Consider the following 13,040-nt stretch of genomic DNA (forward strand, 5'->3'; position numbering starts at 1 on the left):
GGGCGATCATTCTCGACGAGACACCCCTGCCCCGACCAGAAGGCGAAAAGGCGGCGCGGGCACTTGCCAATGGCGTCAGGGAATTCGGCCTCGACATTCTTCCGTTTTCGAAAGAAACCCTGCAGCTGCGCGACAGGATCGGCTTTCTGAATGCCAGCATCGGCGAACCCTGGCCTGACGTCAGCAATGCGGCGCTGCTTGCACGGCTGGAGGAATGGTTCGTTCCTTTCCAGAACGGTGCCCGCAGCCTTCAGGACATCCGGCCCGGCAGCCTCTCCGAGGGAATCCAGTCTCTGGTGCCGCATGAGGTGGCACGAGATCTCGGCCGACTGGCGCCGACTCATTTCGAGGCGCCGACGGGCCAGCGGCACCCCATTCGTTACGACGCCAGCGAACCGACGCTTTCCATTCGCGTACAGGAGCTTTTTGGACTGAAGGCCCACCCCGCCATTGCGCAGGGGCGCTTGCCGCTGCTCTTGGAATTGACCTCGCCGGCGCACAGGCCGATACAGACGACACGCGATCTTCCCGGTTTCTGGGCGGGTTCGTGGAAGGATGTGCGGGCGGATATGCGCGGGCGATATCCGCGCCATCCCTGGCCGGAGGATCCGGCCTCGGCCTTGCCGACCAGCCGTGCCAAACCGCGCGGGACGTGACGATGATGAAAAGGATGAAGGAGAAGACGGTGGCTGGCCATCCGATCGAAACCACGAGGCTTGGCCGCGCCAGCCGCAGGATAAGGTTGCAGACCATCATCTGGCTACGCTGGCTGGCGGTGGCCGGACAGACGGCAACGATCCTGTTCGTTGCCTTCGGGCTGAATTTCCCCCTGCCGCTTCTCGCCTGCGGACTTCTCATCGCGGCGCTGGCGCTTGCCAATCTGTTTCTCACCGCCCGTTTTCCCTCCACCTATCGTCTGGAGCCCTGGGAAGCGACATTGCTGCTGGCCTTCGACCTGCTGCAACTGACGGCGCTGATCTATATTACCGGTGGTCTTTCCAATCCCTTCGCGCCGCTGATCTGCGTGCAGGTCATTATCGCCTTTGCCTCGCAGCCGCTTCGGCACTCGCTCATCCTGCTCGGCTTTGCCGTCATCTGCTCGACGGCGATCGCCTTTTCGCCCTTTCCTGTTCCCTGGTATCCGGACGAGGTTTTGCCGATCCAGCTTCTGCTGCATGTCGGCACCTGGGTCGCGATCATCGCCACAACCTCTTTCGCAGCCTTCTACGCTTATCGCGTTTCGCATGAGGCCAATCAGCTGGCTGATGCGCTAGCGGCAACCGAGCTGGTGTTGGAGCGGGAAAAACATCTTTCCCAGCTCGACGGGCTGGCGGCGGCGGCGGCGCATGAGCTGGGCACGCCGCTTGCGACAATCAGCGTCGTCGCCAAGGAAATGGAGCGGGAACTTGGGCATGATGAGAAATATGGCGAAGACATAGCGCTGCTGCGCAGCCAGAGTGAGAGATGCCGCGATATTCTGCGCCGGCTCACCTCGCTTTCCACTGATGATGAGGAGCATATGAGCCGCCTGCCGCTCTCCTCCCTGATCGAAGAGGTGATGGCGCCGCATCGGGAATTCGGCATTCGTCTGGAACTGGTGGAAAAGACTGGCCGCGCCGAGGAACCGGTCGGTATCCGCAACGCCGGCATTATCTACGGGCTGGGCAACCTCATCGAAAATGCCGTGGATTATGCGCGTGAGAAGGTGACCGTGACGGTGGATCACGATGCCCAGAACGTCGCCGTCATCATGGAGGATGACGGGCCTGGTTATGCCCATGACGTTCTTGCCCGTATCGGCGAGCCCTATGTGACCGAACGTCACAATGATACGCGCGCCGGCGGGCTCGGCCTCGGGCTTTTCATCGCCAAGACCTTGCTGGAGCGTTCCGGCGCGGCTGTTACCTTTGAAAATCGCGCATCAGGCAAAAGCGGGGCGCGGGTCACAATCGTCTGGCCTCGGGCGCTGATGGACGATAAAAGAAGCCGTTGACTTTACCATCCACGTTGAAGCGGCGATAAGAAGAAGAAAATCAAGCCGATGAAGTTGCCGGAAGGCCGGAAACATGAAGATTGAAGACCAGACCCCAGCCACTAGCGAACCGGTGGACGATATCGATCCGATCGGACCCGACAGATCGCTGCTGATCGTCGATGATGACGGCCCGTTCCTGCGCCGGCTTGCCCGGGCGATGGAAACGCGCGGCTTTGCCGTCGATACTGCCGAGACGGTGAGCGAAGGCATTGCCCGCTCCAAGGCCGCGCCGCCGAAATATGCGGTCGTCGATTTGAGACTTGCTGACGGCAACGGGCTGGAGGTGATCGAAGCCATCAGGCAGAACCGGGACGACACGCAGATCGTCGTTTTGACCGGCTACGGCAATATCGCCACCGCCGTGACTGCCGTGAAGCTTGGGGCGCTGGATTATCTCGCCAAACCCGCCGATGCGGACGATGTCTTTAATGCCCTGACGCAGCGCAAGGGCGAAAAGACCGAGGTTCCGGAAAACCCGATGTCGGCAGACAGGGTGCGCTGGGAGCATATTCAGCGGGTTTATGAAATGTGCGAGCGCAATGTTTCGGAAACGGCGCGTCGGCTCAACATGCATCGGCGCACCCTTCAGCGCATTCTCGCGAAACGCGCTCCGAAATGAAGCATTTCCAGTAAAAGTGCGCAGCGTTTTTACGTCCCGACAATGTGCTGAAACGGAACGCTATTCCCCGAAGCTGCGCCCGGTCGTCCATTCGGCTAACATCAGCCGGGTTGCAGCGGTTCTCGAAAAATCCAGCATCACCGATTTGCGGGTCGCCGGCAGCAATTTGTGCTCCGGCGCATCGCGCAGCATGTGGGCACCATATCCGTCCGACAGGATGAGCCCGCATTCCTCCGGGAATATGTCGGTCGGAACTTCCGGATGAGTGGCGAAAAACAGCCGGTCGCAATGCAGGCGATAATCCGGCCATTTACGATCGACGCGGAAATCCTCAATCGAGGATTTGATTTCGATGATCCAGATTTCACCCTTGGCCGACAGGCTGATGAGATCGGCTCTGCGTCCGCTCGCAAGCGGCAGTTCCGGCAGAACCGAATGGCGCATCTCATGCAACAGCACCTGTACGCCGCGACGTACCAGCATCGCCTTGTCCGACTGGCGGCCGTCAATTAACGGATTATTGTTGGTAACGGAAAGAATAGTCATGGATAAAGGCTGCTGAAGCGTTTGGCCTATTGTTGCAAAAAGGCAATCAACCGGCAATTTTAAAGGCGCTGCCGTTTCGCGGCTGCACAATGGCTTGCCAAGTGCGGCTGAATGGAAAATAACCGATTTATCCAATTAAGCCTACTCCTTCGCACAATTTGGCGAATTTTCCGCGAGAACGACATGCGCATCCGCACCCCATTGACCCTACTCGGTCTGACGGCAGCACTGGCACTGGCCGGCTGCGCCGAGACGACTTCCCAATCCTCCGCTCCGACCTCCGGCAAGATCGCCGCATCTGTACCGGTTGCTGACCCCGTTCCGGCGAAGGTCGAAACGGTTCAGATTTTCAACGATGTCTACGGTCCTGTGACCGATGCGGGTTATGCGCTGCCGGCCATTCCGATCAATCGCGTGAATGAGAAATACCGTCGCCAGATCGTCGAGTTCCAGACATCCGAGCGTCCCGGCACCATCATCGTCAATACGCGCGATCGTTACCTCTATTATATCATGTCCGGTAACCGCGCTGTGCGTTACGGCATCGGCGTCGGCAAGGCGGGTTTTGCCTGGGCCGGTGAAGCCTATGTGGCCTGGAAGCAGGAATGGCCGATGTGGCATCCGCCGAAGGAAATGGCAGACCGCAAGCCGGAAGTGGCAAAATATGTCGAGGCGGGCATGGGCCCGGGCCTTTCCAACCCACTCGGCGCGCGTGCCATGTATCTCTTCAACGACAAGGGACAGGACACGCTGTTCCGCATTCATGGTTCGCCCGAATGGGCTTCGATCGGCACCGCCGCCTCTTCCGGCTGCATCCGCATGATCAACCAGGATGTGATCGATCTCTATAGCCGCGTCCGCCCCGGCCGCAGCACCAAGGTCGTCGTGATCCAGTAAGGGTTACACCAGATCAAGAAAAAGCCGCCGAGGATTTTCCCGGCGGCTTTTTTGTTATGGAAGCACTGGTTGGCGGCTTCACGCCGCCTGCTTCGCCTTCAACTCCAGACGGCGGCGATGCAGAACCGGCTCGGTATAGCCGTTCGGCTGTTCACGGCCCTTCAGCACCAGCTCGACAGCAGCCTGGAAAGCCACCGATCCGTCGAAATCCGATGCCATCGGCAGATAGGCCGGATCGCCGGCATTCTGCGTGTCCACCACCGCGGCCATGCGCTTCATGGTTTCGATGATCTGGGTCTCCGTCACTACGCCATGACGCAGCCAGTTGGCCATGTGCTGGGCGGAAATGCGAAGCGTCGCGCGATCCTCCATCAGGCCGACATTGTTGATGTCAGGAACCTTGGAGCAGCCGACGCCCTGATCGACCCAGCGAACGACATAGCCGAGAATACCCTGCGCATTGTTATCAAGTTCCCGCTGGATTTCTTCCGGCGTCCAATTGGGACGCGGCGCGACCGGCACTGAAAGAATGTCGGAAAGCTTGGCGCGACCGCGGCTTTTCAGGCCTTCCTGAACCGCGGCAACATCGACCTTGTGATAGTGCGTCGCATGTAGCGTCGCCGCCGTCGGCGACGGTACCCAGGCAGTGTTTGCGCCCGCCCTCGGATGCGCAATCTTCTGCTCCAGCATCGCCGCCATCAGGTCAGGCATCGCCCACATGCCTTTGCCGATCTGCGCGTGGCCGGAAAGACCGCATTCGAGGCCGATATCGACGTTCCAGTTTTCATAAGCAGCGATCCAAGCCGCCTGCTTCATGTCGCCCTTGCGGATCATCGGGCCTGCTTCCATCGAGGTGTGGATTTCATCGCCGGTACGATCGAGGAAGCCGGTATTGATGAAGACAACACGATCCTTCGCCGCGCGAATGCTTTCCTTGAGGTTAACAGTGGTGCGGCGCTCCTCATCCATGATGCCCATTTTCATGGTGTTCGGCGCCATGCCGACAAGCTTTTCGACATGGCTGAAGATTTCGTTGGCGAAGGCCACTTCCTCCGGTCCGTGCATCTTCGGCTTGACGACATACATCGAGCCAGCACGGGAATTCTGGCGTCGTCCGGAAGGGCCGACATCGTAAAGCGCGATCAGCGCCGTGACGACGGCGTCCATGATGCCTTCCGGCACCTCGCGGCCATCCCTGTCGAGGATGGCCGGATTGGTCATGAGATGACCGACATTGCGCACCAGCATCAGGGAACGGCCCGGCAGCGTGAGCGCGGAACCATTGGGACCGGTATAATAACGATCCGGGTTGAGGCGGCGGGTGAAGGTGTTGCCGCCCTTGGAGACGGCTTCCGTCAGATCGCCGCGCATCAGGCCAAGCCAGTTACCATAGACCAGCACCTTGTCTTCGGCATCGACGGCAGCGACCGAATCTTCGCAATCCATGATGGTCGTCAGTGCCGATTCGAGAATGACGTCGGAAATGCCCGCTTTGTCACCTTTGCCGATTTCGGTCGAGGGATCGATGACGATCTCGGTGTGCAGACCATTCTTGCCGAGCAGGATCGTGGCGGGCTTTGCCGCTTCACCGCTGAAACCCTTGAATTGGGCTGCATCCTTGAGGCCAGTCGTGGCAGCACCGATGGCAAGCCGCAACAGGCCGTCAACGATATTGAAGCCTGTGACGTCGGACCAGCTTCCTGTCTCGAGCGGTGCGGATTCATCGAGGAAATTGCGCGCCCAGGCGATGACCTTGTCGCCACGCTTCGGATTGTAACCCCTGCCCTTTTCCGCACCGTCGGCATCGGAAATGGCATCCGTGCCGTAAAGCGCGTCATAAAGCGAGCCCCAGCGGGCATTGGCGGCATTCAGCGCATAACGCGCATTCATGACGGGAACAACGAGCTGCGGTCCGGCGACGACGGCAATTTCCGGGTCGACATTATTGCTTTCCACCTTGAAGCCGGGACCTTCGGGCAGCAGGTAGCCGATCTCCTTCAGGAAGGCCTCGTAGGCGTCGAAATCCGAGGGAGCGCCGTTATCACGGTACCAGCCGTCGATTTTTTCCTGCAGCGCATCGCGCTTGGCGAGCAGCTCACGGTTCTTCGGGGAAAGCTCATGGACGATGGCCGAGAAACCTTCAAAGAAGGTCTCGCTGTCCAGACCTGTGCCCGGAAGCACCTCGTCCGTCAAAAAGGCATATAGCCGGTCGTCAATGGAAAGACCGAATTTATCCGTGCGGCTCACATGCGCCTCCTTATATTCTGAAGGCACAGATTGGACGCTGAGGCGGCCGCTCGTCAATTGCAGCAGGCAGCCAAATATTATTTCCGTTTTGGAAACAATATGGCGGATAATCGTCTTTTTCTACAAAAGCGCCTGCAGATCCTTGATGCGGTCATTCACCAGCCAGCCGTAATAATTTTCTTCCGGCAACAGGGGCTGCTCGCCGCCTCCAGCGCGCTGGCGGTTCTTCTGGGCAAGGGCGGCAGCGCGCTGCTGCGAGCCGCCGACATTATAAAGCGTGGAGGTCACACCCGGATTTTTGGAAATATCCATGTCGGCAATCGATCGGTAGTCATCGATCGACTTGCGGATGGAGGCTGCCATGAAGGCGAGCGAACGGTCCGGATCCATGATCGCCGTATAAACGGCAGTGGCATCGTTTTCATCCAGCTTTTCGTAACCGGAGGTTCTCGACACCATGTCGGACAACATCAGCGCCGTCAGCGGGTTGATCTGGCCGAGGCCGAAGGTCTGGCCGGCATAAAAGGGCTGGAAGAAAACGGCGCTGAAACGGTTGTTCGGATAGGCCACGCCGTCGACAGTCTTACCACGGAAGCTGTCGTCCCAGACATCTTCGCGGCAGTTCCAGAGGCTGTAGGAATCCTTCTTCGCCTGGCATTTGGAAAATTGCGCATGCGTCAGAAACTGCGCAATCGTTTCGTCCTTGTAGCCGAAACGGAAGCTGCTGCCGGCATAAGAGGCCGCCTTGACATAATAGGACTGCAACCGGTCGTAAGCATCGACATTATAGGTGTGTTCGCCGACGATCGCGCCGATCATATGGATAGGATCGATGCCGTAGCGTCCTGCCGTCGACTTGATCTTGGCGATCAGCGCCTTGTCGGAGGACAAAAGGTCGATCACCTTCTGATATTTGCGTTCGAAAGAGCTGTTGGACGCCTTGGTTCTGCGGGCGGAAGCGCCGGGAACACCCGGCTGTTCGGCATTGCGATTGCCCGGTGGAACAACCGTCGCGGCCTCGACATAAGAAGACGAAACGGCGGAAACCGCCAGAGCCACGGCAAATGCCAGAAGAGTTTTGCGCACGAGCGACTGCCTTTTCTCGAACCGGCCATTACCGGCATGACAAGCGGGAAAACCGGATCATTCCACGAAAGCGGTTCCAACCGGAATGCAGCCCTTCCCATAAACAAAATGCGGGCTGAATGCGAGATGAGGCAGATAAAATAAAAGAGTGCGGCAAATATGGCCGCACTCTTCTTTCGTTGTCCCCGAAGTCTTCAGAGAATGTAACGCGACAAATCCGTATCGGCGGCGAGATCGCCGACATGTTTTTTGACGTATTCCTGATCGATCTTGACGGCAGAGCCACCCCGATCCGGTGCGTTGAACGAAATCTCGTCGAGAACGCGCTCCATCACGGTCTGCAAGCGGCGCGCACCGATGTTTTCGACCGACGAGTTGAGATGAACAGCCACATCGGCCAGTGCATCGATGGCATCATCGGTGAAATCGAGATCGAGTTCTTCCGTTGCCATCAGCGCCTTATACTGGCGGATGAGGCTTGCTTCCGTCTCCGTCAGGATGCGGCGGAAATCCTCCTTGGTCAGCGGCTTCAGCTCGACGCGGATCGGCAGACGGCCCTGAAGCTCCGGCAGGAGATCCGACGGCTTTGCCACATGGAAGGCGCCCGATGCGATAAAGAGGACATGGTCCGTCTTCACCGGCCCGTACTTCGTCGAAACGGTCGTGCCTTCAACCAGCGGCAAGAGATCGCGCTGTACGCCTTCGCGGGAGACGCCGGCGCCCATGCCGCCGTCGCGGGCGGCAATCTTGTCGATCTCGTCAAGGAAGACGATGCCGTCATTTTCAACGGACTTCACCGCCTCGCGCTGGATCATTTCATTGTCCAGCAGCTTGTCGGATTCGTCGCGGATGAGATCGGCATAGGATTTCGACACCGTGGTGCGCACCTTCTTGGTGCGCCCGCCCATGGCCTTGCCGAACATTTCCGACAGGTTCAGAACGCCGATATTGGCGCCCGGCATGCCGGGAATTTCGAAACCGGGCATGCCCGATCCGCTATCCGCCACTTCGATATCGATTTCCTTGTCGTCCAGCTCGCCGTCGCGCAGCTTCTTGCGGAAGCTTTCGCGCGTGCCCGGTGACGCGGTTGTGCCAACCAGCGCATCCAGCACCCGTTCCTCGGCGCTCTGATGCGCCTTGGCCTGCACCTCGGCGCGTTTCTTTTCACGCACGAGGCCGATGCCGATTTCCACGAGATCGCGGACGATCTGCTCGACATCGCGGCCGACATAACCGACTTCGGTGAATTTGGTCGCCTCGACCTTGATGAAGGGCGCACCGGCCAGCTTGGCGAGGCGGCGGGAAATCTCCGTCTTGCCGACACCGGTTGGCCCGATCATGAGAATGTTTTTCGGCATGACCTCGTCGCGCAGGCTCTCATCGAGCTGCTGGCGGCGCCAGCGGTTGCGCAGCGCAATCGCGACCGCACGTTTTGCATCATGCTGGCCGATGATGTGGCGGTCGAGTTCCGAGACGATCTCCCGGGGAGAAAAAGTGGTCATTCTATCCTCTCGGCTTTCCTGCTCCGGCCGGCCATTCCGGCCCGGCCCACAGGACCCATTGGTGAGAAAATCGGGTGAGAAACAGGCTTATTCGGCGTCAAGCGTTTCGACGACGAGATTGTGGTTGGTATAAACGCAGATATCGGCGGCGATATCGAGTGACTGGCGCGCCACGTCTTCGGCCGACTTGTCCGTGTCCATCATGGCGCGGGCGGCAGCAAAAGCATAATTGCCGCCGGAGCCGATGGCGATTGCGCCGTGTTCCGGTTCCAGCACATCACCATTGCCGGTAATGGCGAGCGTGGTCGATTTATCGGCCACCAGCATCATCGCTTCGAGATTGCGCAGATATTTATCGGTGCGCCAGTCCTTCGCAAGCTCGACCGCGGCGCGCATAAGCTGGCCGGGATATTGCTCAAGCTTCTTTTCGAGACGGTCGAGCAACGTGAAGGCATCCGCCGTCGCACCGGCAAAACCGGCAATCACCTCACCCTTGCCGATGCGGCGAACCTTGCGGGCATTGCCTTTCATGACGGTCTGGCCAAGGCTTACCTGCCCGTCGCCAGCCATGACGACCTTGCCGCCCTTCCTGACTGTAATAATTGTTGTCATCAAACACCTGTCTGCCCTCGCGGGCCTGGGGTTAACGGGCCGGGATACGGCCCTCTGCGGTTCTATGTAAGTTTGCTTTTCACGATTGCAATCTTCGGGGCGACGCACCGTTTTCGGCGCATCAGGCAAGACGATGGAACAACTGGATATTTGTGTCCCGTGCTGATAAGGAACGGCAACATTTTCACGGAGCGGCCAAAATGGCAGAACGTAAAGGCGAGATTATCCGCAAGACCAACGAAACCTCGGTTTCGGTGCGCGTGGATATCGACGGCACCGGCAAATCAAAAATTTCCACCGGCGTGGGATTTTTCGACCATATGCTGGACCAGCTCAGCCGCCATTCGCTGATCGACATGGACATCGAAGTTCAGGGCGACCTGCATATCGATGACCACCACACCGTGGAAGATACCGGCATCGCCATCGGCCAGGCAATTGCCAAGGCACTGGGCGACCGGCGTGGCATTACCCGTTACGCCTCGCTCGATCTGGCCATGGACGAGACGATGACCAAGGCTGCCGTCGATATTTCCGGCCGGCCCTTCCTTGTGTGGAACGTCAATTTCTCCGCGCCAAAGATCGGGACTTTCGATACCGAGCTGGTGCGCGAGTTCTTTCAGGCGCTCGCCCAGAATGCCGGCATTACGCTGCATATCCTGAACCATTACGGCGCCAACAACCATCATATCGCCGAAACATGCTTCAAGGCCGTTGCCCGCGTTCTTCGCACGGCAACCGAGATCGACCCCCGGCAGGCAGGCCGCGTTCCCTCCACAAAGGGCATGCTGGCCTGACGCCAAAGCTGTCAGGAAGCCCATGACAAGCTATCTCGTTCTGGAAGCCCCCAACGGGCCGGACAGGGACCATAAGACGACCCGCTTCATTGCAGACCGTTTCGTCTGGCTGGCACTGCTTGCGCCTTGGTTATGGCTTGCCGTGAACCGGCTGTGGTTGGCGACCACCATCGTTGTCATCGCGCTCGTTCTTGCCGGGCAGGCCTCGATATTAGCCGGATTCGAACCTGTCGGCATTCTCTGCAATTTCGCCATCGGGCTTATCACGGCGCTGGAGGGACGCGATTTTCTCGTCCGGCACCTGATCCGCAAAGGCTGGACCCTGACCTCAGTCGTTTCCGCCCCTGATCTTTCGAGCGCGGAAGACATATATTTCTCCAGTCTCTCCGAAAACGCCGACAAGGCGGAACAGTTGTCCCAGCCGGTCTGGACCACTTCGCCGCAAAAAAGCGGCGGCAAAAACTTCGTCGACGATCCCGCCGGATCGTTTCTTTTCGACTTGAATGGAAGGCGCTGACATGCGTGTCGCGATTATCGACTACGGTTCGGGCAATTTGCGTTCGGCCACCAAAGCTTTCGAGCGTGCCGCCCGCGAGGCTGGCATCGACGCAACCATCGATCTGACGGACAGGCCGGATCATGTTGCGTCCGCAGACCGCATCGTGCTGCCTGGCGTCGGCGCCTATGCGGATTGCCGCGCCGGTCTAGATGCCGTCCCCGGCATGCATGAGGCGCTTGTCGAAGCCGTGGAGAAAAAAGCGCACCCCTTTCTCGGCATCTGCGTCGGCATGCAGCTCATGTCCTCGCGCGGGCTGGAAAAGACCGTCAGTACCGGGCTCGGCTGGATCGAAGGTGACGTTGTTGAAATGACGCCATCCGATCCCAGCCTCAAGATCCCGCAGATCGGCTGGAACACGCTTGAAATTCGCCACGCCCACCCGCTGTTCGACGGCATCAAGACCGGCGCGGATGGGCTGCATGCTTATTTCGTGCATTCCTATCATCTGGCGGCCAAGCACTCGACTGACGTCATCGCCACCACCAATTACGGTGGCGCCATGACGGCTTTCGTCGGCCGTGACAACATTGCGGGCGCACAGTTCCATCCGGAAAAGAGCCAGACACTCGGCCTCGCCCTGATTTCCAATTTCCTGCGCTGGAAGCCCTGACATGATTCTTTTTCCCGCAATCGATCTCAAGGACGGTGAGTGCGTTCGCCTGAAACTCGGCGATATGGACCAGGCCACCGTATACAACACCGACCCCGGCGCGCAGGCGAAGGCCTTCGAGGACCAAGGGTTTGAATGGCTGCATGTGGTTGATCTCAACGGCGCCTTTGCCGGAGAAACGGTCAATGGCGCGGCGGTCGATGCCATTCTCAAAGCCACGAAAAACCCGGTGCAGCTGGGCGGTGGCATTCGCACGCTCGATCATATCGAGGCCTGGCTGAGCCGCGGGCTTGCCCGTGTCATTCTCGGCACCGTGGCAGTGCGCGATCCGGTTCTGGTCATCGAAGCCTGCAAGCGTTTTCCCGGCCAGGTCGCCGTCGGCATCGATGCCAAGGGCGGCAAGGTTGCCGTGGAAGGCTGGGCGGAAGCCTCCGAACTCGGCGTCATCGAACTCGCCGGGCGCTTTGAAGGTGCCGGCGTTGCCGCCATCATCTATACCGATATCGATCGTGACGGCATTCTGGCCGGCATCAACTGGGCCTCGACGCTGGAACTGGCCGAAGCCGTGTCGATCCCTGTCATCGCTTCCGGCGGCCTTGCCTCTATCGATGACATCAAGCGCATGCTCCAGCCAGATGCCGCAAAGCTAGAGGGTGCGATTTCAGGCCGCGCGCTTTATGACGGCCGCATCGACCCCGCCGAGGCGCTCGCCCTCATCAAGGCCGCGAAGGAGGTACGCGCATGACCCTCAAAGCCCGCATTATTCCCTGCCTCGATGTGAAAGACGGACGTGTCGTCAAGGGCGTGAACTTCGTCGACCTGATCGATGCCGGTGACCCGGTCGAGGCGGCGAAAGCCTATGATGCGGCGGGAGCGGATGAACTCTGCTTTCTCGACATCACAGCCTCCTCGGACAATCGCGACACCATTTTCGATGTCGTCTCGCGCACTGCCGATCATTGCTTCATGCCGGTGACGGTCGGTGGCGGGGTTCGGAGCGTTGCGGATATTCGCAAGCTGCTTCTTTGCGGTGCGGACAAGGTCTCGATCAACTCCGCAGCTGTCAAGGATCCCGATTTCGTTGCGCAGGCGGCCGACAAGTTCGGCAACCAGTGCATCGTCGTTTCCATCGACGCCAAGCGGGTTTCGAAAGATGGCGAAGCCGGCCGTTGGGAAATCTTCACCCATGGCGGACGCCAGCCGACCGGCATCGATGCCGTGGAATTCGCCATCAAGATGGTCGAGCGCGGTGCCGGTGAATTGCTCGTCACCTCGATGGATCGTGACGGCACCAAAAGCGGATATGATATCGGCCTGACGCGCAGCATTGCCGATCAGGTTCGCGTGCCCGTCATCGCCTCGGGCGGTGTCGGCACGCTTGATGATCTGGTGGCAGGCGTTCGTGATGGCCATGCGACGGCGGTGCTTGCCGCTTCCATCTTCCACTTCGGCACCTATTCGATCGGCGAAGCCAAGAGCTATATGGCCGAACATGGCATCGCCATGCGTCTCGACTGATTGCAGGAACAT

General features: G+C 59.3%; 14 protein-coding genes (1 of these 14 only partly in view). 9 read left to right on the top strand and 5 right to left on the bottom strand.

Going from position 1 to position 13,040, the window contains the following annotated elements; genetic code table 11:
• The 3 genes from hrpB to O8B93_RS03425 all read left to right on the top strand — a co-directional run.
• Positions 1 to 656, top strand: the end of a protein-coding gene (gene hrpB, locus O8B93_RS03415; protein ID WP_269708386.1) for an ATP-dependent helicase HrpB. 1,831 nt of this gene lie to the left of the window's left edge; 656 of the gene's 2,487 nt are visible here — the last part of the coding sequence; the start codon falls outside the window, past its left edge; the stop codon is at positions 654 to 656.
• Positions 657 to 685: 29 nt separating this feature from the next.
• The gene (actS, locus tag O8B93_RS03420) at positions 686 to 1,993 is read left to right on the top strand and encodes a two-component system sensor histidine kinase ActS (RefSeq protein WP_269708647.1); all 1,308 of its coding nucleotides are present in this window, start codon (positions 686 to 688) and stop codon (positions 1,991 to 1,993) included.
• Positions 1,994 to 2,066: 73 nt separating this feature from the next.
• Positions 2,067 to 2,654 carry an ActR/PrrA/RegA family redox response regulator transcription factor gene (locus tag O8B93_RS03425; RefSeq protein ID WP_010970626.1) on the top strand — a complete coding sequence of 196 codons (588 nt, stop codon included), beginning with the start codon at positions 2,067 to 2,069 and terminating at the stop codon, positions 2,652 to 2,654.
• A 60-nt stretch (positions 2,655 to 2,714) separates the two neighbouring features.
• Here O8B93_RS03425 and O8B93_RS03430 read toward each other — a convergent pair whose 3' ends face one another.
• Positions 2,715 to 3,200 carry an MmcB family DNA repair protein gene (locus tag O8B93_RS03430; protein ID WP_269708387.1) on the bottom strand — a complete coding sequence of 162 codons (486 nt, stop codon included), beginning with the start codon at positions 3,198 to 3,200 and terminating at the stop codon, positions 2,715 to 2,717.
• Between the two features lie 183 nt (positions 3,201 to 3,383).
• Between O8B93_RS03430 and O8B93_RS03435 the strand changes: the two genes are divergently transcribed.
• Positions 3,384 to 4,097 carry a L,D-transpeptidase gene (locus O8B93_RS03435; protein ID WP_269708388.1) on the top strand — a complete coding sequence of 238 codons (714 nt, stop codon included), beginning with the start codon at positions 3,384 to 3,386 and terminating at the stop codon, positions 4,095 to 4,097.
• A 78-nt stretch (positions 4,098 to 4,175) separates the two neighbouring features.
• On the opposite strand, the gene O8B93_RS03440 is transcribed toward O8B93_RS03435, so the two are convergent.
• The 4 genes from O8B93_RS03440 to hslV form a co-directional block, all read right to left on the bottom strand.
• Positions 4,176 to 6,344, bottom strand: coding sequence for a malate synthase G (locus tag O8B93_RS03440; RefSeq protein ID WP_269708391.1), 2,169 nt, complete (start codon positions 6,342 to 6,344; stop codon positions 4,176 to 4,178).
• A gap of 120 nt (positions 6,345 to 6,464) precedes the next feature.
• Complete coding sequence (locus O8B93_RS03445; protein ID WP_269708392.1) at positions 6,465 to 7,430, bottom strand: DUF1402 family protein; 966 nt, start codon at positions 7,428 to 7,430, stop codon at positions 6,465 to 6,467.
• Positions 7,431 to 7,624: 194 nt separating this feature from the next.
• A complete protein-coding gene (hslU, locus tag O8B93_RS03450; RefSeq protein ID WP_269708393.1) occupies positions 7,625 to 8,932 on the bottom strand; it encodes an ATP-dependent protease ATPase subunit HslU in 1,308 nt (435 codons plus the stop codon).
• A gap of 87 nt (positions 8,933 to 9,019) precedes the next feature.
• Positions 9,020 to 9,544 (bottom strand): ATP-dependent protease subunit HslV, encoded by a 525-nt coding sequence (gene hslV / locus O8B93_RS03455; RefSeq protein WP_035222043.1) that lies wholly within the window; start codon positions 9,542 to 9,544, stop codon positions 9,020 to 9,022.
• A gap of 200 nt (positions 9,545 to 9,744) precedes the next feature.
• Between hslV and hisB the strand changes: the two genes are divergently transcribed.
• Genes hisB through hisF form a run of 5 tightly spaced genes read left to right on the top strand, consistent with a single transcriptional unit; the run spans position 9,745 to position 13,028 of the window.
• Positions 9,745 to 10,341 carry an imidazoleglycerol-phosphate dehydratase HisB gene (hisB, locus tag O8B93_RS03460; RefSeq protein ID WP_010970622.1) on the top strand — a complete coding sequence of 199 codons (597 nt, stop codon included), beginning with the start codon at positions 9,745 to 9,747 and terminating at the stop codon, positions 10,339 to 10,341.
• Between the two features lie 22 nt (positions 10,342 to 10,363).
• A complete protein-coding gene (locus O8B93_RS03465) occupies positions 10,364 to 10,858 on the top strand; it encodes a DUF2628 domain-containing protein (protein WP_269708396.1) in 495 nt (164 codons plus the stop codon).
• Between the two features lies 1 nt (position 10,859).
• Complete coding sequence (gene hisH, locus O8B93_RS03470) at positions 10,860 to 11,510, top strand: imidazole glycerol phosphate synthase subunit HisH (RefSeq protein WP_269708398.1); 651 nt, start codon at positions 10,860 to 10,862, stop codon at positions 11,508 to 11,510.
• A gap of 1 nt (position 11,511) precedes the next feature.
• Entirely contained in the window at positions 11,512 to 12,255 is a 744-nt protein-coding gene (gene hisA, locus O8B93_RS03475) for a 1-(5-phosphoribosyl)-5-[(5-phosphoribosylamino)methylideneamino]imidazole-4-carboxamide isomerase (protein ID WP_269708400.1), read from the top strand.
• Positions 12,252 to 13,028 carry an imidazole glycerol phosphate synthase subunit HisF gene (hisF, locus tag O8B93_RS03480; protein ID WP_006311111.1) on the top strand — a complete coding sequence of 259 codons (777 nt, stop codon included), beginning with the start codon at positions 12,252 to 12,254 and terminating at the stop codon, positions 13,026 to 13,028. Before hisA ends, hisF begins: the two co-directional genes overlap by 4 nt.
• Positions 13,029 to 13,040: the final 12 nt, after the last annotated feature.

The organism is Martinezella rhizogenes (assembly GCF_027460065.1).
GTDB lineage: Bacteria > Pseudomonadota > Alphaproteobacteria > Rhizobiales > Rhizobiaceae > Agrobacterium > Agrobacterium rhizogenes_C.

Coding starts and splice junctions, on each gene's coding strand:
- hisB (WP_010970622.1), top strand. CDS start 9,745: ATGGCAGAACGTAAAGGCGAGATTATCCGCAAGACCAACGAAACCTCG.
- hisA (WP_269708400.1), top strand. CDS start 11,512: ATGATTCTTTTTCCCGCAATCGATCTCAAGGACGGTGAGTGCGTTCGC.
- O8B93_RS03465 (WP_269708396.1), top strand. CDS start 10,364: ATGACAAGCTATCTCGTTCTGGAAGCCCCCAACGGGCCGGACAGGGAC.
- hslU (WP_269708393.1), bottom strand. CDS start 8,932: ATGACCACTTTTTCTCCCCGGGAGATCGTCTCGGAACTCGACCGCCAC.
- O8B93_RS03425 (WP_010970626.1), top strand. CDS start 2,067: ATGAAGATTGAAGACCAGACCCCAGCCACTAGCGAACCGGTGGACGAT.
- hisH (WP_269708398.1), top strand. CDS start 10,860: ATGCGTGTCGCGATTATCGACTACGGTTCGGGCAATTTGCGTTCGGCC.
- hslV (WP_035222043.1), bottom strand. CDS start 9,544: ATGACAACAATTATTACAGTCAGGAAGGGCGGCAAGGTCGTCATGGCT.
- O8B93_RS03435 (WP_269708388.1), top strand. CDS start 3,384: ATGCGCATCCGCACCCCATTGACCCTACTCGGTCTGACGGCAGCACTG.
- hisF (WP_006311111.1), top strand. CDS start 12,252: ATGACCCTCAAAGCCCGCATTATTCCCTGCCTCGATGTGAAAGACGGA.
- O8B93_RS03430 (WP_269708387.1), bottom strand. CDS start 3,200: ATGACTATTCTTTCCGTTACCAACAATAATCCGTTAATTGACGGCCGC.